Raw genomic sequence first — 24904 nt, forward strand, 5'->3', positions numbered from 1 at the left:
ATTGAAATGGTGAGTGTAGTCAAGACGGGTGATCTCCCGAGCGGGCCCGGGCCCGGCCGGGCGGCGCGGTGTCCGGGGGCGGTCCCCCGGACACCCGGGTCGTGCGTCAGCGGGGGCGGACGACGAGGGCGCTGCCGCCGCCGAGGCGGGTGGGTTCGGCCACGGCCAGCACACGGTCGCCGTCGAGGAACTCCAGGGCGGTGGCGGCGCCGAGCGGCCACGGGGCCCAGGGGGGCGGCTCGAAGGCGTGGCCACGAGCCGTCAACGCGGCGCCGTACTGCTCGACGAAGCCGGGTTCGGCCAGGGTGACGGGCAGGTTGAGCTGGCCGGCCCGGGGAGCGGCCACCGCCTCGGGCAGGGGCATCCCGAAGTCGACCCGGTTGAGCAGGATCTGGATCACGGTCGTGATGATGGGCGTGCCGCCCGGTGACCCCAGCGCGAACAGCGGCCGGCCGTCACGGAGCACGATCGTCGGCGCGATGGAGGATCGCGGCCGCTTGCCCGGCCCGGCCAGGTTCGGCCCGCCGGCCGAAGGGTCGACGGTGAACCCGGACAGCTGGCTGTTGAGCAGGAACCCGCGCCCGGGGACGACCAGGCCGCTGCCGCCGATCTCACCGAGGGAGACGGTGTAGGAGGCCACGTTGCCCCAGCGGTCGGAGACCACCAGGTGCGTGGTGTGCCCGCCTTCGGCGGACGAAGCGGCGGACGGCGAGGCCGACGAGGGCGCGCCCGGGGCCTGGCACGGCTGGTAGGAGCCGTCGGGCGAGCCGGGGGCGGCGGGGTGCGGCATGGCGGCAGGCCCGATGAGGCAGGCGCGTTCGCGGGCGTAGCCGGGGGACAGCAGCTCCGACACCGGCACCTCGGCGAAGTCGGGGTCGCCGACGTAGCGCTCGCGGTCGGCGAAGGCCAGCCGCGAGGCCTCCAGGTAGCGGTGCAACGCCTCGACCCGGTCGGCGGGCGCGTCCATGGCCGACAGGATGGCGAGAACCTCGCCCACGGTGGTGCCGCCGGAGGAGGACGGCGGCATGCCGTACACCTCGAGGCCACGGAAGCGGGATCGGGTGGGGGCGGGTGACAGCGTGCGGTAGGCGGCCAGGTCACGGGCGGCCATCAGACCGGGGCGGATCCGGCGGCTCGCCGAGGGGGCGACGGGCGGCTGCTTGACGGTCCTGACGATCTCCCGCGCGACCGGGCCGCCGTAGAACCAGGCGGACCCGTGCCGTGCCAGTTCCTCGTAGGTGCGGGCCAGGCCGGGGTTGCGGAAGACCGAGCCCACCGGCGGCGGCCGGCCGCCGGGCAGGAAGAGATCCTTGGCGGAGCTGACGTCGGCGAAACGGTCCTGGTTCAGCGCGGTCTGCGCGTTGAACTCGGCGTCGACGAGGAAGCCGGAGCGTGCCACGCGGATGGCCGGGCGCAGCGCCTGCCGCAGCGGGATGGTGCCGAACGCGCGCAGGATCGTCTCCCACTGGTGCACCACGCCGGGGACGCCCACGGTCAGGCCGCTGGTGACGATCTCGTCCTCGGGGATGGGCGTGCCGTCGTCCAGGAAGGAGTCGGCCCGCATGGCGGCGGGGGCGCTCTCCCTGGCGTCCAGGCTGTGGACGCGGCCGGTGCGGGCCTCGTAGTACATCAGGTAGCCGCCGCCTCCGATGGAGGTCATGTGCGGTTCGGTGACGCCGAGCGTGGCCGCGGCGGCGACCGCGGCGTCGGCGGCGTTGCCGCCCCGCCGAAGGATCTCGAGGGCGGTACGGCTGGCGTCGGGGTCGACGGTGGCCACGGCGCCGCCGGTGCCCTCGGCGACGGGCCGTCTGCCGTCGGCGGTCACCGGTTCGGCCGTGCCCTCGGTGGCAGGCCGCTCGTCGTCCGAGACGGCGGCCGCTCCGGGCACGGGGATCATGCAGGTGCCGACGATGAGGCAGAGCGCGGGGTGCAGGATCTTTCGCATGGCTCACGGCTCCCTGTCGGCGCCGAGCCCGATGCCGGCGTACACGTCGGGGCGGCCGGCACGGACACGCAGCGCCCAGACGACGCCGGCGACGGCGGCCAGCGGGTAGATCGCGGGCAGGATCCAGCGCCAAGGCGAGCCGGGGCCGACTCCGAGCACGGTGTCGAAGTTGCCCACCCCGAAGGCGAGGACGACGCCCAGCGCGCAGCCGGCCAGCCCGGGGGCGATCAGCCGCCGCCAGAGGTTCTCGACGCCCGGCCGCCGGGCGAAGAAGACGATCACCGCGACGGAGGTGACGACGAGCAGGGCCAGGGTGCCGAACCCGCCGAAGCTGCCGACCGCGACGAAGAGCTGCCGGACGGGGTCGAGCCCGGCGGCCGCCCACAGCACGATGACGAGCAGCGCGGCCCCGCTCTGGGCCAGGGAGCCGGCCACGGGCGCGCCGCGCCGGGAGGTGCGCGCGAAGACGGCGGGCAGGGCGCGCTCGCGCCCGAGGGCGAAGACGTAGCGGGCGATCGCGTTGTGGAAGGCGATCAGCGAGGCGATCACGCTGGTCGACCAGACGATGTAGGCGACCGAAGCCGCGCCCGCCCCGGCGTTGGCGCCGAGCAGGTTGAAGAACAGCGCCGAGCTCTCCCCCTGGGAGCGCGCGACGACCTGGCCGGTGCCGGTGGAGACCGCGGTGCTCCAGGCCGACAGGGCGTACAGGCCCGCCAGGACGGCCAGGGCGAGGAAGGTGGCCACCGGAATGGTCCGCGCCGGGTTCTTGGCCTCCTCGGTGAAGACCGCCGAGGACTCGAAGCCGGCGAAGGAGGCGATGGCGAAGACGAACAGCGCCCCCACCCCCGGCACGAAGAGCTGCTGCGGGCTCAGCGGCGCGAGATCCAGGCCGCCGGCGGCCGGGTTGAGCAGGTTGGCGGCGTTGAAGAGCAGCACGACGGCCAGCTCGCCGAGCAGCAGGACGGCCAGCACCTTGCTGTTGACGTCCACGCGCAGCATGCCGAGCAGCGCGACCACGGCCCAGGCCACGAGCGCGACCGCCCACCAGGGCACGGTCAGGCCCGACAGTTCGGCGACCAGGGGACTGGTGGCGGCGCCGACCAGCCCGTAGAGGCCGATCTGCAGGCCGTTGTAGGCCAGCAGCGTCATCCAGGCCGCACCGACCCCCAACGGCCTGCCCAGCCCCTGCGCGACGAAGGCGTAGAAGGCGCCCGCGTTCCGCACGCGGCGCGCCATCGCCAGATAGCCGAAGGAGAACAGCGCGAGAACCGCGCCCAGCAGCAGGAAGGCCAGGGGGAGGCCGAGCACGCCGGTGATGGCGTAGGCGGCCGGCACGCCGCCGGCCACCACGGTGAGCGCGGCCGTCGCCGAGATCACGAAGTAGACCACGGCGGGGATGCCGAGGCGGTCGCTGGCCAGGCCCCGCGCGGCCGGCCGGAGTCGGGGTGGTCGGTCGGTGATCGTCATCGGGCAGCTCCGTGGGTGTGCGTCACGTGAACACGTGTGGTGCGGGTTCTTCCTCGGGCGTCATCTCGGGGCTGAGCCGCCCGTAGCGCCGGGACAGCCGGAGCACCGGGTCCAGCAGCGCGCTGTCGACCCGCCCGTCGTCCCACACGCTGGGCTCCACGTGGATGTGCACGACCCGGCCGATCACGAGGTTGCCGTTGCCCACGGGGTGCACGTCGACGAGCCTGCACTCCATGTGCGCCTTGGCCTCGGCGACACGGGGCGCGCGCACCACGGCCGACGGCGCCGCGGTGACCCCCACCTCGACGAACTCGTCCAGCTCCGGCGGGAAGGACGAGCCCGAGCGGTCGAGCATGTCGAGCAGGCTGCGGTCGGCGACGTTGACGACGAACTCCCGCGTCGCGCGGATGTTGCGCAGGGTGTCCTTCTCGCCGATGGAGCTCACGGCGATGTGCGGCGGGTGGTCGGCGACCAGGCTGAAGTAGGAGTACGGCGCGAGGTTGCGCCGGCCCGACATGGACTGCGTCGACACCCACGCGATCGGCCGCGGCACGACGAGGGAGGTGATGAGCTGGTACAGGTCGGGCTTCGGCAGCGCGTCGGGGTCGATCTCCCGGCCCGTGGCGAGTGTCGGGGACACGGTCATCTGGTCGTCACCTCATCGGGTCTGCGGCTTGTCGCGGTCACCCAGCGATCGCCGAACCGCATGTACTGGCAGTAGGCCGCGGCACGCAGGTGCCGCATCTTGCGCAGCGTGCTGGCGGCGTTCTGGACGGTCGTGCCCGGCTGGACCAGCGAACGCTCGCCGCCGACCATCGTGTCGGCCACGATCACGTGCCGCTCCAGGTCGATCAGGTCGGCTTCGAGCACGGCGTTCCTGGCCTCCGCGAGGGCCGGCGCGCGGGCGGCGAGCTCGTCGTAGGGGGCCGGCAGCTCCTCCAGGAGGCGGCCGAGCGCGGCGCGATACCTGCGGTGCTCGAGCTGCATGACACCCGTCAGGTTGGTCCGGACGTGCGGCGGGGCCATCGTGGGCCGGACCACGTCCAGGTAGTAGCGGGCGGGGAAGGCGCAGGAGTGCACCATGGCCGCCGTGAACCCCCTGACCAGCACGGCCGCCTGGTCCATGGCCGCGGCCGCGGGCTCGTCGCGGCCGTCGCGGGCCAGCTCCGCGGCCCGGTCGAGCCGTTCGGCCGCGAGCAGGTTGAGCAGGAAGTAGTAGTGGTGGGCCAGGAACCAGCGGTCCATCCAGTCGCCGCCGGGCACGTACCACGACTCCGGCGCGCTCTCGGAGGAGGGGTCCGCGAGCTCGTGGCTGGGCTGCGGGCGCAGCAGCTCCATCACCGTGATCATGCTCTCGACCTCGCACAGGAGGTCGTTCGGGTCGAGCATGGCGACGTCGAGGTCGGCGAGCATGCGGGAGATCAGGATCGCGGCCGTCGTGGCCTGCTGCTCGGCGGTGAGGGGAGCATGCCGGATGCGGAAATAGTCCGAATGCACGGGCACGGGGGGCGGGTACGCCGACGGATCAGGCAGCGGGACGGCCGCCGCCAGCGACCTGGCCACGGCGTCGGTGGCCACCGCGGCCTGCCGTACGGGCCGGCCCGAGCCTGAGCCGACGGCGGCCACGACGGCGCGCAGGGCGGCCAGGCCCTCCGCCCAGAGCCCGCACAGGGAGGGGCGGAGCAGGGCGGTGGCGCGCTCCACCGGGTCGGCCAGCAGCGCCATGGGGACGGCGCTGCCATGGCGGGTGTTCATGGCCTCTCCCTCAGCCGATCGTCGCGGACACCCGGCCCAGGCTGACCGGCATCCGGGACAGCCCGCGCAGCGTGGCGTTCTCCCACCACTGCAGCTCGCCCGCCAGCCGCACCTCCGGATAGGTGCGGAACAGCGTGGTGAGCACGACCCGGCCCTCGATCCTCGCCACGGCGTTGCCGAGGCAGGAGTGGGTGCCGCGGCCGAAGCCCAGGTGCGGGTTGGGGTGCCTGGTCAGGTCGAGCTCCTCGGGCCGGTCGAAGCGCTCCGGGTCACGGTTGGCGGCGGCGAGCACGGTGACGACGAGGTCGCCGCGGCTGATCTCCCGCCCGCCGACCTCGGTGTTTTTGGTGCACATGCGGCTGACCACGTGGACCGGGCCGGAGAAGCGGACCAGCTCCTCGACCGCCGTGTCGACGTCCTCCAGCGTCCCCTCCAGCAGCTCGGGATGCCTGAGGAGGGTGGTGACGGCGTTGCCGAGGAAGCGCGCGGGCACCTCGAAGCCGGCGTGCCAGAAGGCGCGCAGCGAGTTGCACAGCACCTCGTCGGAGTAGTCGAGCTGGCTGCGGTTGTCGGCCACGTAGGCCGAGATGCCCTCGGTGGGCTCGCCGGCCAGCCACCGGGCGACGTAGTCGCTGAAGGCCTCGCGGGCCGCCAGGCCGGCCTCCTCGCTGTCGGGGTCGAGCCCGGCGTCCATGCTGCGGTGCAGCTGGTCGTTGCGCCGGCGCCACTCCTCGTCGGCCTCCGGCGGCGGCATGCCGACCAGGCGCGAGATGGTGCCCAGCGTGAACGGCGTGGCGAAGTCGTGCACGAAGTCGAAGGTCTGCCGGTCGCGCAGGCCGTGGAGCAGGACCTCGGCCCGCTGCCAGGCGTCCCGCTCCAGCTCGCCGAAGTCCTGCGCGCGCATCGCGTCGATGGCGAAGTGCCGCAGCGGCGTCTGGTCGGGCGGGTCCAGGGTCTGCAGGCTGAGCAGCGGCCCGGGGGTGGGCACGCCGACCTTCCTGAAGTCGGTGGTGAACAGGTCGGGGTTCTTCAGCGCGTGGGTGCAGTCGGCGTGCCGGGTCAGGATCCACGCGCCGAGCTGCTCGTGCCAGTAGACCGGATCGGTCTCCCTGAGCCTGCGGTAGATGGGATACGGATCGCGGATGACTTCCGGGTCGAGCGGGTTGAACAACTCGTCTCGCTTGCTCACGGCGACCTGCCCATCCGGCCTGAGGGCCGACTCTGATTCGTGCGGCGGTGGCGGGAATCGCGGCCCGAATTCCGGTAATTGATTCAGGCCGCGATCCACCGGTTTTCATTAGTGGAGGTAACGCACGTCGATCCCCTCCTCTCCGGTTCCCGGCAGGGCTTGGAAGTCGAGGATGTAGGGCGTGATACCGCCTCCGCATAGCCCTCATCATCGAGCGCCAGCACCTCGGATTCTTCGGACCATCAACCGATCCCGTCAAGAAACTCAGACAGATCTTTCGATCCCCTTCAGATACGCAAGAAGTCCGTCAGGAACGGCCGTACGGCATTTTCACTTATTAATGTGACCAGAACTGGATAGTCCAATGAATTGCGCCCGACAGAGAGGACGCGGTGCGGTGTCAACAGTTGCCGATGAGGTCGGCCGGCTATCGGAACAAGACAAACGCGCGCTCCTGGCACAGCTCCTCGGCCAGGACGGTGACCAGGGCGGGGAACGCCTGCTACCCGCGCAGCGCCGCTACTGGGTGTTGCACCAGATGGCTCCCCAGCTGCCCACACACGTCGTCCGCGTGCTCGAGGTCGGCGGAGAGCTGGACCACGAGGCGTTGCGGTCGGCGCTGGCCGCGCTCACGGACGCGCGCGAGGAACTGCGGGCGCGCTTCCTGTCGATCGAGGGCAGGCCGGTACGGCCCGTCGCCGACGCAGGGACCGTCGCGCCGGAGCTGAAGACCTTCTCTGTCGCCGACGCCGAGGAGCTTCGCAAGGTCAGGCACCGCGAGGCCGGCCGCCCCTTCGACCTGGAGACGGCGCCGCTGCTGCGGGCGGCGGCCATCAGGGTCGCGGAGGACCGGCACGAGGTGGTGCTGACGGCTCACCAGGTGGTCTGCGACGAGGTCGCCATGGACCTGATCGTCGGCCAGTTGCTGGAGGCCTACGACGCCGTCCGGCGCGGCGAGCGGCCCGAGCCGCAGCCCAGCGGGATTCCCTACGCCAAGGTGGTCGACCGCCAGCGCGCCTGGCTGCGCACCCCGCTGGCGCGCCGCCAGCTGGCCTTCTGGGCCAAGGCGCTCGCCGGGATCACGCCCGTCGACCTGCCCACCGACCACCCCAGGCCGGTGGGGCGCATGCCGTCCCTGCGCGGCGCCAGGCGAAGCCGTACGCTCGGCGCGCAGGCCGCGCGCGGCGTCGGCGAACTGGCCGCGCGGTGCGAGGCGAGCAGGGCGTCGGTGCTCCTGGCCGCCTACGCGGAGGTGCTGGGCCGCTACACCCGCGAGCGTGACATCGCCGTCGGCATCCCCGCGCCGGGGCGCGACCACACGCAGAGCGAGATCCTCGCGCCGCTGGAGAACACGCTCGTGATCCGCGCTTCCCTGGCCGACGAGCCCACCTTCGAGGAGCTGGTCCGCAGGGTCCACGCCGCCTGGGCCAAGGGCCGCGACCACCAGCTGATCCCGTTCGAGCACATCGTCGGCAAGGTGCAGCCGGACACCGACCTCGGCAGGGCGCCGTTGCACCAGGTCCGGTTCGTCCCCCACCAGGCGGCCGAGCCGCGGCGTTCGGGCGGCGCCACCTGGACCGCGACCCCGGCCGATGTCGGGCTGTCCGCGTTCGACCTGAGCGTGCACCTCGTCGAGGGCGCCGACGGCGGCCTCGACCTGCACGCCGACTACAGCACCGAGCTGTTCAAGCCGGACAGCGTGGACCTGGTGCTCGGCCACATCGAGGTGCTGCTGGCCGCCGCGGCGGCCGATCCCGGCAGCCCGAGCCACCGCCTGCCCATGCTCTCCGACCGCGAGCTGGACACGGTGATCGAGCAGTGGAACCGCACCGACAGCCCCTTCCCCGGCGACCGGTGCCTGCACGAGCTCATCGCCGAGCAGGTGGCGCGCACCCCCGACGCGCTGGCCGTGGTGGCGGGACCCGACCGGCTGACCTACCGCGAGCTCGACGAGTGGGCCGGCCGGCTGGGCAACCGCCTGCGCGCCGAGGGCGTCGGCCCCGAGACCCTCGTCGGCGTCGTCGCCGGCAGGCGGGTGGCCACCGTGGCGGCCTTCCTCGGCGTGCTCAAGGCGGGCGGCGGCTACGTCCCGCTCGACCCCGAGCAGCCGGCCGAGCGCACCCGCGCGATGATCGCCGACGCGGGCATCAGGATCGTCGTCGTCACCGACCCCGAGGCCGCGGCGCCGCAGCCCGAGCCGGGCGAGGCGTGGATCGACGTCCACGGGGTGGGCGAGGAGTCCGCGGACCTGGCGCCGGCGGACGTCGACCCGGCCAACGTCGCCTACGTGATCTACACCTCGGGCTCCACCGGGCAGCCCAAGGGCGTCGTGGTCCCGCACCGCCAGATCGTCAACTCCACGCTGGCGCGCGGCGCCGACGGCCGTCCAGCCCCCGAGGCGTACGCGATCCCGGTCTCCCTGACCTTCGACGCCTCCGCCGCCGGGCTGTACTGGACGCTCGTCAGCGGCGGCCGGATCGTGCTGCCCAACGAGGACGAGGTCGGCAACCCGGCGCTGCTGGCCCGGCTGGTGCAGGCCGAGCAGGTCACGCACATCACCCACATGCCCTCCTACTACCAGCTGCTGCTGGCGGCGGGCGGGCGCAAGCTCATCTCGCTGCGCGACATCTCGGCCGGAGGCGACGTCTTCCCCTCGCAGCTGGCCGTCGACCACTACCGGACGCTGCCCTGGGCCAAGCTCTACAACGACTACGGGCCCACCGAGGTCACCGTCTGGGCGACCGCGCAGCTGGCCAAGGCGGACGAGGACGGCGCCAGCGTGCCGATCGGCCGCCCGATCCAGAACACCAGGATCTACCTGCTCGACGAGGAGCTGAACCCGGTCCCGATCGGGGTGCCGGGGGAGATCCACGTCGCGGGCGAGGGCCTGGCCCGCGGATACGTGAACGCCCCGGGCCAGACGGCCGACCGGTTCATCCCCGACCCCTTCTCCCCGGCCCCGGGCGGGCGGCTCTACCGGACCGGCGACCTGGCCAGGTACCTGCCCGGCGGGCAGCTGGAGTTCATCGGCCGGGCCGACACACAGGTCAAGGTCCGCGGCTTCCGGATCGAGCTCAGCGAGGTCGAGAACGCGCTGCAGCGACACCCCGAGGTGCTCAGCGCGGTGGTCGACGTCCGGCGCAACCTGGCCGGCGACGAGAACGAGCTGATCGCCTACGTGCTCCCGGCGGAACCCGGGCGGGAGGTGGACACCGAGCACCTCACGGCCCACCTGCGCACGATCCTGCCCGACTACATGATCCCGGCCACCATCGTCGTGTGCGAGCGGTTCCCGCTGAACGCGCACGGCAAGGTCGACCGCAAGGCGCTGCCCGACCCGCAGGTGCGCACCGTGACGGTGCCCACCGAGGCCGTCCCGCGCAGGCGCATCGAGCGCGAGATCGCCGAGGTGTTCGCGGAGGCGCTCGGGCTGCCAGGGGTCGGCCTGCACGACGACTTCTTCTCCTTCGGCGGCAGCTCGCTGCAGCTGTCCAAGGTGGGCGCCAAGCTTGCCCAGGTCTACGGGCTGGAGCTGCCGCTGCACGCGCTGTTCAGCACCCCGACCGTGGCAGGCGTGGCCTCCCGCATCGAGCTGTTCGAGCGCGAGGGCTTCGAGGGACTGCGCGCCACCCGCGACCCGGCCGACGACCTGGACAGGGAGGCGTTCCTGGAGGAGTCGATCACCGCGGAGAACCTGCCGCTGGCCGACATCTTCTCGCCCAGGGCGGTCCTGCTCACCGGCGGCACCGGCTACTTCGGCGTCTTCCTGCTCGACCAGCTCATCGCGCAGACCACCGCGGACATCTACTGCCTGGTGCGGGCCAAGGACGCGGCCGCCGGGCTGGCCCGGCTCAAGGCCAGCTGCGAGCAGTACGAGGTGCCCTGGGACGACCGCTTCGACCGGCGGGTCAAGGCCGTCAACGGCGACCTGGGCCGGCCGCTGTTCGGGCTGTCGCCCGAGCAGTTCGACGACCTGGCCAAGCTGGTGGACGTCATCTACCACAACGGCGCCCTGGTCAACTTCTCCATGCCGTACTCCGCGCTCAAGGCCCCCAACGTGGACGGCACCGTCGAGATCCTCCGCCTGGCCTCCCGCTACAAGGCCAAGCAGGTGCACTTCGTCTCCACGATCGACGTGTTCATCGCGGGCCACATGACCCGGCCCTTCCTTGAGGTGGAGCTGCCCAGCAAGCCGCCCCAGGTGCCCTTCAGCTACCCGCAGAGCAAGTGGGTCAGCGAGAAGATCATCCTGAAGGCCAAGCAGCGGGGCCTGCCCATCACGATCTTCCGGCCGTCGATCATGATGGGGCACCCCAAGACGGGCGCCTGCCACGCGCAGAACTACGTCCTGACGGCGCTGCGCGGCTTCCTCGAGTTCGGCATCCTGCCCGACTACGCCGAGTCGATGAACGCGATCACGCTCGACTACGCGAGCGCGGCCATGGTGCACGCCTCCCGGCAGGAGTCGTCGGTGGGCAACATCTTCCACCTGTGGAACACCGACGCGATCTCCCACAACATGCTGTACCCCTGGATCCGCTCCTACGGCTACCCCTTCGAGGTCGTGCCGTTCGACGAGGCGCTTGAACTGGCCATCAACGCCGGTCCCGACCACCCGATCTACCCGATGGTCCCCGTGCTCCTGCTCTACTCCAGCGGCGACGCCGGCGTGGAGATGACCATGGAGACCGAGGACGCCATCGACAACCGGCTGGAGTGCGTCAACCTGCTCGAGGCCATCAAGGGCACCGGCTGGGAACCCGCGCCGCTGAACGAGAAGTACATGCACGACTGCCTGGACTTCCTCGTCAGACACGGCCAGCTCGACCCGCCCGACCGTTACCCGCGCAAGCGCTGACAGGAGAGGACCGATGAGCGACATCGACGCCGCCACCTTCACGGTGGTGGTCAACCACGAGGAGCAGTACTCGGTCTGGTGGGCGGACCGGAGCCTGCCGGCCGGGTGGCGGGAGGCGGGCTACCGCGGCACCAGGAGCGAGTGCCTGGCCCACATCGACCAGGTCTGGACCGACCTTCGTCCCCTCAGCCTCAGGGAGCGGTCACAGTGAGCGACGCGAAGCAGGGCTCCGAGCTGTCGGAGCTCAAAGCGGCCCTGCTTCGCCAGTGGCGTGAGGGCAGGGTCGCGGCACCGGCGACACCGGTCATCCCGGTGCACGGTCCCGGCCCCGCGCCGCTGTCGTACGCCCAGCGCCGCCTGTGGTTCCTGGACCAGCTGACCCCAGGCTCCTCCGCCTTCAACCTCAGCCACTGCGTGCTGCTCGACGGCCGGCTGGATCCGGCCCTGCTCGCGCGGGCACTGGACGACCTGGTGGCACGGCACGACACGCTGCGCACGGTGATCAGGGTCGTGGACGACGAGCCGCTCCAGATCGTGGACGAGACGGCCAGGCCGTCCCTGGAGACCGTCGACCTGCGTGACCTGCCCGCCGCGCAGGCTCTCGAGGCGGCCCTGAGCAGGGCGAGGGCGGCGGTGGACGGGCCGATGAACCTGGCCGGCGGCCCGCTGGCCCGCCTCCTGCTCATCCGGCTGCCCGAGCAGGACATGCTCGTCATGGTCGTGCACCACATCATCGGCGACGGCTGGGCGCTGGCCGTCGCCCTGCTGGAGCTGTCGTCGGCCTACCAGGCCAGGGCCGCGGGCAGCGCCCCCGTGCACGACGCGCTGCCGATCCGCTTCGCCGACGTCGCCGCCCACGAGCGCCGCAGCGGCGGCCAGGCCGGCGACCTGGCGTACTGGCGCGACCGGCTGGCCGGGATCAGCCCGCTCCGACTACCCGCGGACGAGCCCCGGCCGCCGGAGTTCACCACCGCCGGCGACTGGCGGGCGCTGCCGTTCCACGACGACGACGACGCCCTGATCCGCGCCGCCGCGCGCGCGGCCAACGCCACGCCGTACATGGTCCTGCTCACCGCGCTGGCCGTCCTGCTCAGGCAGACGACCGGGGTGCGGGACATCGCGATCGCCGGCGTGGTCGCGGGCCGGGACCTGCCGGAGACGCGGGGACTGATCGGCAACCTGACCAACACCGTGGGGCTGCGCGTCGACGTGGAGACCCGGCAGAGCTTCCACGAGCTGCTGGCCTCCGTCAGGCGGACCTGCCTGGAGGCGCTGGAGCACCAGCACGTGCCCTTCGACCTGCTGGTGGAGGAGCTGGACCTGCCCAGGGACGCCTCGTCGAGCGGGCCGTTCCCTGTGACGTTCGTGATGCAGCCGCCCTCTCCCGTCAGCGACTTCGCCGGCCTCCGGTTGGAGCCGGTCCAGCTCGGCTGGCGTACCGCCCGCGCCGACCTGGAGTTCTTCCTCTGGGAGCGGCCCGCCGTCCACGGCAGCCTGGTGTTCCGCGCGGACCTGTTCGGCCCGGACACCGCCGAGCTGCTGGCGCGCCGGTTCGTGGCGACGGTGCGGACGCTGCTCGCGCGGCCCGACACGCCGATCGCCGAGCTCGACCTGCCCTCCGCCGAGGAGCGGCGGGAGCTGGCCCGCCTGGCGACCGGCCCGCGGCGGGAACGGCCGCCGGTGTGCCTGCACGAGCTGATCGCCCGGCACTGCCGCGAGCGGCCGGAGGCGGTCGCCGTGACCGGCGCGCTGACGTACGGCCGGCTGGACCGCCGGGCCAACCGGCTCGCGCGACGCCTGGCCCAGCTGGGCGTCGGGGCGGAGTCGATGGTCGCGGTGTGCCTGGAACGCTCGCCCGACCTGGTCGTGGCCGCGCTCGGGGTGCTCAGGGCGGGCGCGGTCTACGTCCCGATCGACCCGGCGCACGGCCCGCGCCGCCGCGCCGAGGTCCTGGCCGACAGCGGCGCCACCGTCGTGATCGGGACGGCGGCGCCCGACCTCGTCCTGGACGAGGACGAGGACGACGCGCCCCCGGACGTCCCCGTGGCACCGGAGAACCTGGCCTACATGATCTACACCTCCGGGTCGACCGGCACGCCCAAGGGCGTCGAGATCAGCCATCGCGCGGCGGTGAACTACGTGCACTCCCTGTCCGAGGTGCACGGCATCGGCCCGGACGACGTGGTCGGCGCGGTCGCCAGCCCCGCCTTCGACGCCTCGATCGCCGAGATCTTCGGCACCCTGGCGCTCGGCGGCCGGATCCACCTGGTCGATCAGGACGACCTCGGCGACGGCCTGGAGAACGCGTTGGCCGAGGGCGGCGTCACGGTCCTGTCGGCCACCCCGACCCTGTGGCGGCTGCTGCGCCCCGGCAACCTGCTCCTCACGGCGCTGGTGGGCGGCGAGCGGGTCAGCCGGCGGCTGGCCACCGAGCTCGCGGCCACCCAGCGGGCGGCCTGGACGCAGTACGGTCCCACCGAGACCACGGTGTGGGTGACGGTGGCCGCGCTCACCCTCGACTCCCCGGTTCCGCTGGGCGAACCCATCGCCAACACCCGGGTGCACCTGCTGGACGAGGAGCTGAGGCCGGTCCCGATCGGGGCGGTGGGCGAGATATGCGTGGGCGGGGTCGCGCTGGCCAGGGGCTATCACGGCCGGGCGGCGGCCACGGCGGAACGCTTCGTGCCCGACCCGTTCGCCGCCGTGCCGGGCGAGCGCCTCTACCGGACCGGCGACCACGCCCGCTACCGCCCCGACGGCACCCTGCAGTTCATCGGCCGCAACGACGACCAGGTCAAGGTGCGCGGCCACCGGGTGGAGCCGGGCGAGATCGAGGCGGCCATCGAGGCCAACCCGCGGGTGCGTGAATGCGCGGTCGCCGTCCAGGACGACCTGCTGGTCGCCTACCTCGTCAGCACCAACAAGGCCCTGTACGAGGACACCGAGCTGATCCCCGCGGTGCGCAGGCGGCTGCGCGAGCAGCTGCCCGCCTACCTCGTGCCCGACCGCTTCGTGCTGCTCGACGAACTGCCCAGGACCCGGACCGGCAAGACCGACAGAGCGCGGCTGCCGGCGCCCGCCCAGGGAGAAAGGACATCCGGCACGCCGTACGTCGAGCCGTGCACGGAGCTGGAGATCGAGCTGGCCGCGCACGTCGCCGAGTACCTCGAGGTGGACCGGATCGGGCTGCACGACGACTTCTTCGACCTGGGCGGCAACTCCATCCGCGCCGCGCAGCTGGTGGTGCACCTGCAACGCCGCTACGACGTCGAGCTGGTGCTCCAGAAGGTGTTCCGCACCCCGACGCTGCAGAACCTGGCGCGGATGATCCAGGAGGACCTCGACCGGCGGCGGCAGCTCGCCGACGAAGGGGAACGCATCCGCTCCCTGGTCGAGGAGGTTCCGGCGGACCGGCTCGACGCGTTGCTCGCGGGCCTGCTCGGCGAGCGAGAACAGAGTTAACGGAGGTGAGCCATGCGGTTCGGCATGTTCTTCGAGCTCCAGCTGCCCCGGCCCTGGCGCCAGGACAGCGAGCAGGAGCTGGTCTCCAACGCCCTGGAGTGGGCCGAGCTGGGCGAGGCCGCGGGCATCGAGTACGCCTGGGCGCAGGAGCACCACTTCCTGGAGGAGTACTCCCACTCCACCGCGCCCGAGGTGTTCCTGGCGGCGGTGAGCCAGCGCACCACGCGCATGCGGCTGGGGCACGGCATCACGCTCATGCCGCCCGCCTACAACCATCCCGCCAGGGTGGCCGAGCGTATCTCCATGCTCGACCTGGTCAGCGGCGGGCGGGTCGAGTGGGGCACGGGGGAGTCCAGCTCCCGGCTCGAACTGGAGGGCTTCAGGGTCAACTACATCGAGAAACGCGCCATGTGGGCCGAAGGCGTGCGCGAGGCGGCCCGGATGATGACGGCCGAGCCGTACCCGGGCTACCAGGGTGAGTACTTCTCGATGCCGCCGCGCAACGTGGTGCCCAAGCCGGTCCAGCGGCCCCACCCGCCGCTGTGGGTGGCCTGCACCAACCGCGACACGCTCAAGCTGGCCGCCCGGCTCGGCATGGGCGCGCTGACCTTCTCCTTCATGGACGCCGGGGAGGCGCGGTTCTGGGTGCGGGAGTACTACGACACCTTCAAGCGCGAGTGTCAGCCCATCGGGCAGACCGTCAACCCCAACATCGCGATGCTGGCCGGGGTCATGGTCAACGAGGACGGCGACCTCGCCCGCGCCCGCGGCGTCGAGGGGCAGCAGTTCTTCAAGTGGGCGCTGGCGCACTACTACCGGTTCGGTGCGCACGTGCCGGGCCGTACCAACCTGTGGGAGGAGTTCAAGCGCACCGAGCCCGAGCCGATGGCGGGGCTGGGGGCGGTCGGCACCCCCGAGGAGGCGGCCGAGCACTTCCGCGGGCTGGAGGAGGCCGGGGTGGACCAGCTCATCCTGCTCCAGCAGGGCGGCCGGTACGAGCACGAGCACATCTGCGAGTCCCTGGAACTGCTGGGTCGCCGGGTGCTGCCCGAGTTCGCCGAACGGCACGCCGAGCGCGAGCGGGCCAAGCAGGCCGACCTGGCGCCCTACATCGACAAGGCGATGGACAGGGTCACCCCCATCGAGGACGTGCCGCCCCCGGTCGTGGAGTCCTACCCGCGGCTGTGGGAACGCGACGGAGTCACCGTGCAGCAGGTGGGCACCCAGCGCGCGCTGGACGCCGCCTCGCTGTGGCGGCTGCACATCGGCGGCGCGGGCGGGGGAGAGAGGCCGGGTCATGGCTGACACCCTGGTCGGGCTGGTCCGTGAGCGTGCGCAGGCCGGCGGTGACGGACACGCCTACGGCTTCCTCGTGGACGGGGAGCAGGACCTCAGGTCGATGACGTACGGCGAGCTGGAGCAGCGGGCCGCCGCGATCGGCGCGCTGCTCGGCGAGCGCGTCGCCCCGGGCGGGCGGGTGCTGCTGGTCTTCGAGCCCGGCCTGGACTTCCTGGCCGCCTTCTTCGGCTGCCTGTTCGCGGGCGTGGTCGCGGTGCCCGTCTACCCGCCGGCGCCCGCGCGGCCCGACGCCGGGCTCGCGAGCGTGGCGCGGGTGGCCGCCGACTGCGGCGCCGAGGCGGTGCTCGCCTCCCCGCTGACGGTCGCCCTCGCCCAGGTCGCCGCGGGCCTGGACGCGCTCCGGGGGCTGCCGTGGCTGGTGCCCGACGGACGGCCGGCGGACGCGTGGCGCGCTCCCAGGGTCCGGCCGGACACCGTGGCCATGCTCCAGTACACCTCCGGTTCGACCGGGTCGCCCAAGGGGGTCGTGCTGCGCCACCGGCACCTGCTTGGCAACCTGGCCTCGATGGACTGGTTCACCGGCCGTCCCGCCACCGGGACGGTGGTCTCGTGGCTGCCGCTCTACCACGACATGGGCCTCATCGGCACCGTGCTCTACCCGCTGTTCCGCGGGATGCCCTGTTACCTGATGTCCCCGATGCACTTCCTGCACCGGCCGCTGCGCTGGCTGGAACTCATCAGCAGGGTCGGCGGCACGATCAGCGGCGGTCCCAGCTTCGCCTACTACCTGTGCACCCGGCGGGCCGACGCGATCCCGCAGGACCGGCTCGACCTGTCCAGCTGGGAGGTCGCCTTCAACGGGGCCGAACCCATCAACCCGGACGTGGCGCGGGCCTTCGAGGCCGCCTTCGCGCCCAGCGGCCTGCGGCCGGGCACGGTGGTCGGCTGCTACGGCCTGGCCGAGGCGAGCCTGATCGTGACCGGCGCGCGGCGCGGCGAGCCGAGGTTCGCCCATGTGCTGCGCGGGGAGCTCGGCGAGGGCAAGGCGGTGGAGTGCGACTCCGCCGACCCGCGCGCGGTCGAGCTGGCCGACGCGGGTGGCCTGCCCCCTGATCACGACGTGCGGATCGTGGACCCCGGGTCGGGGCGGGAGCTGCCCGACGGCGTGGTGGGCGAGATCTGGGTCGCGGCGCCCGGCGTGGCCGACGGCTACTGGCGCAAGCCCGAGGAGACCCGGGCGGCGTTCGGCGCCCGGCTGCCCGCCACGGACGCGGGCTATCTGCGCACCGGCGACCTCGGGGTGCTGCGCGACGGGCGGCTGTTCGTCACCGGCAGGCGCAAGGACGTCGTGATCGTTCGTGGCCGCAACGTCTACCCCCACGACATCGAACGGGTGGCCCAGCAGGTGGACCGCCGCCTGCGTCCGGGCGGCGGGGTGGCGTTCTCGATCCAGGGGGCGGACGGCGAGGGCGTCGCGTTGCTCCAGGAGGTCACCACGCGGGATCCGGAGGAACTGCGCACCCTGGCGGCGGCGATCGCCGGGGCCGTCCTCGCCGACCAGCAGGTGCCGATCTCGCGGCTGTACCTGGTGCCCCCTCGCAGCGTGCTCAAGACCTCCAGCGGCAAGCCCCGCCGGTCGGCGACCAGGGACGCGCTGCACAACGGAGACATCACGATCTTGTACACGGACGGTGATATCTCGTGAACCGGGATGATCTGCGGGAGTGGCTCACCACCCAGGTCGCCGAGCTGGGCAGACGGAAGGACGCCGACCCTGAGCAGACCTTCGCGGCCAACGGCCTCGACTCGGTGCGCGTCGCCGAGCTGGCCGAGCGCATCGGCCGCCGGCTGGGGCGGCTCATCGACCCCGCCCTGCTGTTCGAGCACTCGACGATCGCCGCGCTCGCCGCCCACCTGAGCCGCCTCGACGGCGGCGGGGACGCCTCGGCGCCGCGGCCCGTCGGCGGCTGGGCCGTGCCCGCTTCCGGTTCCGGGCCCCTGGGCGCCGCCACGGCCGCGGCCGGCCCGGCCCCCGGCCCGGTCGCCGTGGTCGGGCTGGCCTGCCGCATGCCCGGTGCGGCGGACGCCGAGCAGTACTGGAACCTCCTGTTGACCGGCACCGAGGCGGTGCGGGAGGTACCACAGGACCGGTGGCCCGACGGCGTGGCCGACTCCGACCCGGCCGCACCCGGAAAGCTGATCAGCACCCGAGGCGGTTTCCTGGACGGCCTGGCCGATTTCGACGCGGCCTTCTTCCGCGTCTCGGAGGCGGAGGCGCTGCGCATGGACCCGCAGCAGCGCCTGTTGCTGGAGACCAGCTGGGACGCCATGGAGGACGCGGGCAGCCCACCGGGCCGCCTGAGGGGCTCACGCACCGGGGTCTTCGTCGGCATCGCCACCGGCGACTACGCCCATCGCCAGGTGTCCGACCCCGACCGCATCAGCGTCCACACCACCACGGGCAACTCCTTCGCGGTCGCCGCCAACCGGCTGTCGTACTTCTACGACTGGCACGGCCCCAGCGTCGCGGTGGACACCGCCTGCTCCTCCTCGCTGGTCGCCACCCACCTGGCGATCCGCGCCCTGCGGGCGGGCGACTGCGACCAGGCCCTCGCCTGCGGGGTCAACGCGCTGATCGAGCCGGAACCCTCCATCGGGCTGAGCAAGGCGGGCATGCTCGCCCCCGACGGCCGCTGCAAGCCGTTCGACGCCGCCGCCAACGGTTACGTGCGCGGTGAGGGCTGCGGCGTCGTCGTGCTCAAGCGCCTGGAGGACGCGCTGGCCGCGGGGGACCGGATCTACGCCGTCCTCAGGGGGAGCGCGGTGAACCAGGACGGGGCGTCCAACGGCCTCACCGCCCCCAACCCGGCCGCCCAGCGCGCCGTCCTGCACGAGGCCTACGCCGATGCCGGGCTGGCCCCCGCCGACGCCCGGTACGTGGAGTGCCACGGCACCGGAACCCCGCTCGGCGACCCCATCGAGGCCGGCTCGCTCGCCGCGGCCCGCGGTCCCGAGGCGGGCGAGTGCCTGATCGGCTCGGTCAAGGGCAACATCGGGCATCTGGAGGCCGCGGCCGGAGTGGCCGGGCTGATCAAGACGGTCCTGGCCGTGCACCACGGCCTCATCCCGCCCAGCCTCCACTACTCCACCCCCAACCCGCGCATCCCCTTCGACGAGCACCGGCTCCGGGTGGCCGCCCGTCCGGCGAACTGGCCGGACGGGCGTCGCCTCGCGGGCGTGAGCAGCTTCGGTTTCGGGGGGACCAACGCGCACGTCGTCGTCGGCGAGGCTCCCGCCACCGCGCCGGCGGCCCCGAGCGCGGGCCCCCTGCTGCTGCCCCTCACCGCGCGCGGTCACGACGAGCTCGCCGAACTCCTCTCCCGTACGGCCCGCCGCATCGACTCCGCCGACGAGCCGGAGATCCTCGCGGTGGCCGCCACCATGGCCACCCGGCGCACGCACCACCGCCCCTACCGGACGGCCGTGGTCGCGGGCGGTCCGGCCGAGCTGCGCCAGGCCGTCGCCGCGGCCCGGCCGGAGGCGTCCCCTGTCCCCGCCGCGCCGCCGCGCGTCGCCTTCGTCTTCTCCGGCCAGGGCAGCCAGTGGCCCGGGATGGCCCGCGCGCTCCTGACCGGCGAGCCGCTGTTCCGCTCGGTGATCCGCCGCTGCGACGAGGCGGCGCGCGAGCTGCTGGGCTGGTCGATCGAAGCGGCGCTCGACGGCGGTGAGCCGGTGGACCTCGAGCACACCGCGGTGGCCCAGCCGCTGATCGTGGCCGTGCAGATCGCCATGACCGAGCTTCTCGGCTCCTACGGCATCGTGCCCGCCGCCGTGGCGGGGCACAGCGTGGGCGAGATCTCCGCCGCGGTGGCCGCCGGCGAACTGGACCTCGAGGCGGGGATGCGGCTGGCCGTCGCGCGCGGGCGGCTCATGGCCGAGGCCGCACCCGGCGGCGGCATGCTCGCCGTCGGCCTGCCCGCCGCCGAGGCACGCCGGTGGTGCGAGGACGGCGTCGAGGTGGCCGCGGTGAACGCGCCCACCGCCACCGTGCTGGCCGGCCCGGCCGACAGGCTGGCGGAGGTGGCGCGGGCCCTGACCGAGGCGGGCGTCTTCGCCCGGCGCCTGCCCGTCGCCTACGCCTTCCACTCCGCGTCGATGGCGCGGGCCGCCGAACTGCTCGACGCCGAGCAGGCCGGGTCGGCCGGGTCGGCCGGGTCGGCCGAGCCGGAGGTGCCGCTCTATTCCACGATCACCGGCCGCCGCGTGACGGTGACGGACGGCGAGCGGTGGGGCCGCGGGGTCCGCGAGCCCGTCCTGTTCGCCGACGCGGTCACCGCCGCGCTGGACGACGGCGTGGACGTGCTGCTCGAGGTCGGGCCGAAGCCGGTGCTCCAGGCTTCCCTGCGCGCCCTGGCCGGAACCCGCGCACGGGTGCTGACCTGTGTCGACGACGGCGATGGGCAACAGCTCGCCGTGCTGCGCACGCTGGGCGCGTTGTTCGCGCTGGGCGCGGCCGTCCGGTGGCGGCGCCTCTACCCGTCCGGCTCGCCCGTCGTGAGCGCCCCGGTCACGCCGTGGCGCCGCCGCCGCTTCTGGCTGGACCGCCCCGCGGGCGACCGCCGCGCCGGCGCCGACCCGCTGCTGGGCGGCGCGCTGGACCTGGCCACGTCGCCGGGCCACACGATCTGGCAGGGCGACCTGGACCCGGTGACGCTGCCGTACCTGTCCGACCACAAGGTCGGCGAGCAGGTGGTCTTCCCCGCGGCGGGCTACGCGGACCTGCTGCGCCGCGCGGGCGGGCGGCACGAGGCGGTGGCGGGGCTGCGCCTGCACCGCCCGCTGGTGCTGGGCGGCAGACGCCGCCTGCAGACGACCCTCGACAGGGAACGGCGGACGGTCACCGTCCACGCCCGCGAGGACGACGGCCAGTGGCGCGAGCACGCGGCCGGACGTCTCGTGGCCGCCGCGCCCGCCCCCGCCCCCCTGGACCTGGCGCGCGTGCGGGCACGCTGCCCGCACGAGGTCGCGGGCGCCGAGCTGTACGAGCTGCTGCGCCGGCACGGCCTCGACTACGGGCCCGCCTTCCGCGGGGTCGAGCGGGTGTGGAAGGGGAGCGGCGAGGCGCTGGGCGTGCTCTCCGGCGGTGGGGATCGCGTCCGCCTGCTCGACGCGGCCTTCCACGTGGTCGCCGCGCTCGTGGACCCGGGCCGCGGCCCCGCCCTTCCCGTCGCCGTCGAGGAGCTGACGTGGTGGGCCGAGCCGGACGCGGCCACCCACGTGCACGTGACGCTCGGAGCGTCGAGTGGCGCGGAGCTGACCGCGGACCTCGACCTGACCGGTGAGGACGGGGCACCGGTGGCCCGCGTCACCGGGCTCACCCTGCGGCGTGCCGTCCTGGACCCGCAGGCCGCCCGTCTGCCCGGACTCCGGCTCTACCAGGTGACCTGGCGCCCCCGGCCCGTCCCCGCCTGCCCGACCGGCCGGTTCCCCGGCGGCTGGGTGGTGATCGCCCCGCCGGGGGAGCGGCTGGCCGACCGGCTGGCCGAGCGGGCGGGATTCCGGATCTGCCGCACGACCGGAGATCTCCGGCTGGACGCCGGGGAACTGTCGATCGACCCGGGCCAGGCCGGCCACTACCGGCAGCTCGTGCACCACCTGACGGCCACGGGCCCGCTGCGCGGCGTGATCCACCTGCCCGGCGCCGACGCGGACACGGGGACGCTGTCGGCCGCGCTGCTGCTGCGGGCGCTGTCGTACGGCATCGCCGGGCAGACCCCGCGGGTGCTCTTCGCCACCACCGGCGCCCAGCCCGTGGGCGGGCACCCGGTGCGCGACCCGTTCGCCGCGGCCGTCTGGGGGCTGGCGAAGGTGATCCCGCTGGAGCACCCCTCGCTGGAGTTCCTCTGCCTCGACCTCGACCCCGACGATCAGGACCCGGTGTCCACGATCCGCGAGGAACTGGCGGCGCCATGGGCGGACGCCGAGGTCGGGTACCGCTCCGGCCTGCGGTACGTCAGGCGGATCGCGCCCGACGACGGACCGGTGGGCCCGCCGGTCACGGTCCGTGCCGACGGCGGCTACGCCATCACCGGCGGCACCGGCGCGCTGGGCCTGCGGGTGGCCGCGCACCTGGTCGAGCTGGGCGCCCGCCGGCTCGTGCTGATCGGCAGGACGGCACGCGAAGGCGCCGAGGTGTCCGCCTGGCGGGCGCGCGGCGTGGACGTGCGCGTCCTGGCCGCGGACGTGTCCGACCGCCACCAGCTCGACGGCGCGCTGCGACAGGCCCGGGCCGGCGGGCCGCTGCGCGGCGTCGTCCACGCGGCCGGGCTGCTGCACAACGGCCCGCTGCTCGACCTCGAAGCCCGCGGGGTGCAGGACGTCTTCGGCCCCAAGGTGTCGGGCGCCCGGCACCTGCACGAGCTCACCTCCGGTGACGAGCTGGACTGGTTCGCCCTCTTCTCCAGCGCCGCGGGAGTGCTCGGCTCGCCGGGCCAGGCGGGGTACGCGGCGGCCAACGCCGTCCTCGACGCCCTGGCCCACCACCGCAGGGCCGAAGGCCTGCCCGCGGTCAGCTTCGACTGGGGACCCTGGGCGGCGGGCATGGCCGCCGCCTGGGAGACCGACAACGACCGCGAGCTGCGCACCGCGGCCAGGGCCATCCTCCCCGACGCCGGGGCGGCCGCGTTCGCGAGCCTGGCGGCGGGGGAGCGCGCGCAGCCCGTGGTGCTGCCGTTCGACCTGCGGAACCTGGCGCAGTTCTACCCGTCCGACACGGGCCGGTCGTTCCTGTCCGAGATCGCCACGGCCGAGGTGGACCGGCTGCGGTCCATCGGCACGCAGTCCTCGCACCGGCCCGACCTGGCGACGGAGTACGTCGCGCCGCGCAACGACCTGGAGCGGCAGATCGCGGCGATCTGGCAGAAGGCGATGAGCATCCAGCCCATCGGCGTCCGGGACGGATTCTTCGAGCTCGGCGGGGACTCGGTGATGGCCAACCAGATCCTGATCGACGTCAACCGCGCCCTGGGCGTCACCGTCTCGCCGGAGCGGGCCTTCGACGACTTCTCCATCGCCAACCTGGCGGTGCTGGCCGAGCAGGAGATGCACCGGCTGCTGGACTCACTCACCGACGAGGAGGCCGAACGGCTGCTGGCCCAGGGCAGGGCCGCCCACAGCACGAGCACCTGAGCCGACGGCGGCCCGCGACCGGGATCGGGCGCCTCCACCGGGAAGGCCCGATCCCGTCGCGGGCCGCCGGCGACGCCCGCGATCAGGCGGCGGCGTGCAGCAGCTCGGCGAGGTCGGCAGGCATCGGCATGGGCTGGGTCAGGCCGACCCGGGCGCGGCCCGTGTTGCCCTCGGGATAGCGGCCCAGCGCGGAGCCGGGCGCGGCCACGATGATCCTGATCACCTGCCCGAACGCCTCGCGGCGATCGCGCTGGGCGACGGCCAGGGCGAACATGGCCACGTGGTTGCGGGTGTGCGGCCACGGCCAGGGCTGGGACAGGATGTGCGCCCGTTCCAGATGCCGCCATCGGGCCGCGTCGTCGGTGGCGGCGCGGGCGGCGCTCATCTCGGCGCGGTACGCGGCCCGCACGTGAGCGGGCATCGGACGGCCGGTCATCGGGTGTCCTCCGTGGTGTTCGAGCAGCAGCCATCGCCGCAGGCGACGGACGTGGCAGCGGCCGACCGGCGCGACGACGTGGCCGGTACGGCGCAGCAGCCGTCCCCGCGCCAGGCCGCCCGCCCTTCCCTGACCGCCACGCCGGCGATCACCAGGGCGGCGACCGGGTCGGCCCACGACCAGCCGAACAGGCTGTTGAGCGCCAGCCCTGCGAGCAGGACCGCGGACAGGTAGGTGCACAGCAGCGTCTGCCGGGAGTCGGCCACCGCCGAGGCCGAGCCGAGCTCGCGGCCGGCCCGGCGCTGCGCGGCCGACAGGAACGGCATCACCAGCAGGGACACCGCGGCCAGGATCAGCCCCGGCGTGGAGTGATCGGACTGCCCGGCGCCGAGGAGCGCGCGCCCGGCCTCGACGGCGACGTAGGCGGCCAGCGCGAAGAACGAGATCGCGATGACCCGCAGCGCGGTTCGCTCCCGCCGCTCGTGGTCGGCGGCGGAGAACTGCCAGGCCACCGCCGCGGCCGAGGCGACCTCGACGACCGAGTCCAGACCGAAGCCGATCAACGCCGCCGAGGAGGCGATGCCGCCGGCCGTGATGGCGACGGCCGCCTCGATCACGTTGTAGGTGATCGTCGCCGCGACCAGCAGCCGGATGCGGCGCCGCAGGACGGCGCGCCGCGCCGGGTGCGGGCCGGGCAGGTCCAGCGCGGTCACGACCCGCCCTGTCCCGCGACGAGATCGGTCCCGTCCGTGTGCTCGTCCGCCGCGATGCCGTGGACGGGGCACAGGGCGACTGCGTGGCCGGTGGCGGCCAGCAGGTGCTCGGCCGAGGCCAGCAGGTCCATCAGCTCGGGCCGGGTCAGGGAGTAGAACGACTGGCGGCCCGCGGGCCGGTAGTCGACCAGGCCGCAGTCGCGCAGGCAGGACAGGTGCTTGGAGACCGTGGACTGGGCCAGGCCGAGTTCGCAGGTCAGATCCACCACCCTCGCCTCGCCTCTGGCCAGCCGCTGCACGATGCGTAGCCGGTTCTCGTCGGACAGGGAGTGGAACAACGCGGCCGCGGGGGACATCCCCGCGGCGATGTCGGCGCTGACGCACCGGCCACCATCGTTGATCGCCATAGGGCGATGATATCCCAAAATTGGATCGATATGGAGGGCGCTGCGAGGTGCGGCGGCCTTCGTCGCGGTGGGCTGAGTGATCGCGTCGTCCCAGGTCGGCGGGCATGTCAAGCCTTATACCGGGAGCCGCGGAGCGATAAGGTGGGGCAGGCAGCCTCGGCCTGTTCGACTTTCTGCGTGGTGAG

General features: G+C 73.5%; 14 protein-coding genes. 6 read left to right on the forward strand and 8 right to left on the reverse strand.

Annotated elements, in window-relative coordinates:
• Nucleotides 1–106 precede the first annotated feature (106 nt).
• The 5 genes from ggt to ACWDLG_RS40640 are packed head-to-tail and all read right to left on the reverse strand — an operon-like array spanning nucleotide 107 to nucleotide 6356.
• Nucleotides 107–1945: a gamma-glutamyltransferase gene (ggt, locus tag ACWDLG_RS40620; protein WP_449930274.1), complete on the reverse strand. Its 1839-nt coding sequence runs from the start codon at nucleotides 1943–1945 to the stop codon at nucleotides 107–109.
• 3 nt (nucleotides 1946–1948) lie between these two features.
• Nucleotides 1949–3412, reverse strand: coding sequence for an APC family permease (locus ACWDLG_RS40625; protein ID WP_449930275.1), 1464 nt, complete (start codon nucleotides 3410–3412; stop codon nucleotides 1949–1951).
• Nucleotides 3413–3434: 22 nt separating this feature from the next.
• Complete coding sequence (locus tag ACWDLG_RS40630) at nucleotides 3435–4058, reverse strand: flavin reductase family protein (RefSeq protein ID WP_354915409.1); 624 nt, start codon at nucleotides 4056–4058, stop codon at nucleotides 3435–3437.
• Nucleotides 4055–5167 carry a hypothetical protein gene (locus tag ACWDLG_RS40635; RefSeq protein ID WP_449930276.1) on the reverse strand — a complete coding sequence of 371 codons (1113 nt, stop codon included), beginning with the start codon at nucleotides 5165–5167 and terminating at the stop codon, nucleotides 4055–4057. The genes ACWDLG_RS40630 and ACWDLG_RS40635 overlap by 4 nt, the downstream gene beginning before the upstream one ends.
• Before the next feature lie 10 nt (nucleotides 5168–5177).
• Nucleotides 5178–6356 carry a cytochrome P450 gene (locus ACWDLG_RS40640; RefSeq protein ID WP_354915404.1) on the reverse strand — a complete coding sequence of 393 codons (1179 nt, stop codon included), beginning with the start codon at nucleotides 6354–6356 and terminating at the stop codon, nucleotides 5178–5180.
• A gap of 397 nt (nucleotides 6357–6753) precedes the next feature.
• Here ACWDLG_RS40640 and ACWDLG_RS40645 point away from each other — a divergent pair, with 397 nt between their 5' ends.
• The 6 genes from ACWDLG_RS40645 to ACWDLG_RS40670 are packed head-to-tail and all read left to right on the forward strand — an operon-like array spanning nucleotide 6754 to nucleotide 23163.
• Nucleotides 6754–11214: an amino acid adenylation domain-containing protein gene (locus ACWDLG_RS40645; RefSeq protein WP_449930279.1), complete on the forward strand. Its 4461-nt coding sequence runs from the start codon at nucleotides 6754–6756 to the stop codon at nucleotides 11212–11214.
• Between the two features lie 13 nt (nucleotides 11215–11227).
• Nucleotides 11228–11425 carry an MbtH family protein gene (locus ACWDLG_RS40650; RefSeq protein WP_354915398.1) on the forward strand — a complete coding sequence of 66 codons (198 nt, stop codon included), beginning with the start codon at nucleotides 11228–11230 and terminating at the stop codon, nucleotides 11423–11425.
• Nucleotides 11422–14676 carry a non-ribosomal peptide synthetase gene (locus ACWDLG_RS40655; protein WP_449930281.1) on the forward strand — a complete coding sequence of 1085 codons (3255 nt, stop codon included), beginning with the start codon at nucleotides 11422–11424 and terminating at the stop codon, nucleotides 14674–14676. The genes ACWDLG_RS40650 and ACWDLG_RS40655 overlap by 4 nt, the downstream gene beginning before the upstream one ends.
• Before the next feature lie 12 nt (nucleotides 14677–14688).
• A complete protein-coding gene (locus tag ACWDLG_RS40660; RefSeq protein WP_449930283.1) occupies nucleotides 14689–15981 on the forward strand; it encodes an LLM class flavin-dependent oxidoreductase in 1293 nt (430 codons plus the stop codon).
• Nucleotides 15974–17680 carry a fatty acyl-AMP ligase gene (locus ACWDLG_RS40665; protein WP_449930285.1) on the forward strand — a complete coding sequence of 569 codons (1707 nt, stop codon included), beginning with the start codon at nucleotides 15974–15976 and terminating at the stop codon, nucleotides 17678–17680. The genes ACWDLG_RS40660 and ACWDLG_RS40665 overlap by 8 nt, the downstream gene beginning before the upstream one ends.
• On the forward strand, nucleotides 17677–23163 hold the full coding sequence (locus ACWDLG_RS40670) for an SDR family NAD(P)-dependent oxidoreductase (protein ID WP_449930287.1): 5487 nt from the start codon (nucleotides 17677–17679) through the stop codon (nucleotides 23161–23163). Before ACWDLG_RS40665 ends, ACWDLG_RS40670 begins: the two co-directional genes overlap by 4 nt.
• A gap of 82 nt (nucleotides 23164–23245) precedes the next feature.
• On the opposite strand, the gene ACWDLG_RS40675 is transcribed toward ACWDLG_RS40670, so the two are convergent.
• The 3 genes from ACWDLG_RS40675 to ACWDLG_RS40685 are packed head-to-tail and all read right to left on the reverse strand — an operon-like array spanning nucleotide 23246 to nucleotide 24719.
• Nucleotides 23246–23599, reverse strand: a complete 354-nt coding sequence (locus tag ACWDLG_RS40675; protein ID WP_449930289.1) for a DUF3703 domain-containing protein — start codon at nucleotides 23597–23599, stop codon at nucleotides 23246–23248.
• Nucleotides 23596–24312, reverse strand: a complete 717-nt coding sequence (locus tag ACWDLG_RS40680; protein WP_449930291.1) for a cation transporter — start codon at nucleotides 24310–24312, stop codon at nucleotides 23596–23598. The genes ACWDLG_RS40675 and ACWDLG_RS40680 overlap by 4 nt, the downstream gene beginning before the upstream one ends.
• Nucleotides 24309–24719: an ArsR/SmtB family transcription factor gene (locus tag ACWDLG_RS40685; protein WP_449930293.1), complete on the reverse strand. Its 411-nt coding sequence runs from the start codon at nucleotides 24717–24719 to the stop codon at nucleotides 24309–24311. The genes ACWDLG_RS40680 and ACWDLG_RS40685 overlap by 4 nt, the downstream gene beginning before the upstream one ends.
• Nucleotides 24720–24904 lie beyond the last annotated feature (185 nt).

It is taken from the genome of Nonomuraea sp. NPDC003727 (genome assembly GCF_053586935.1).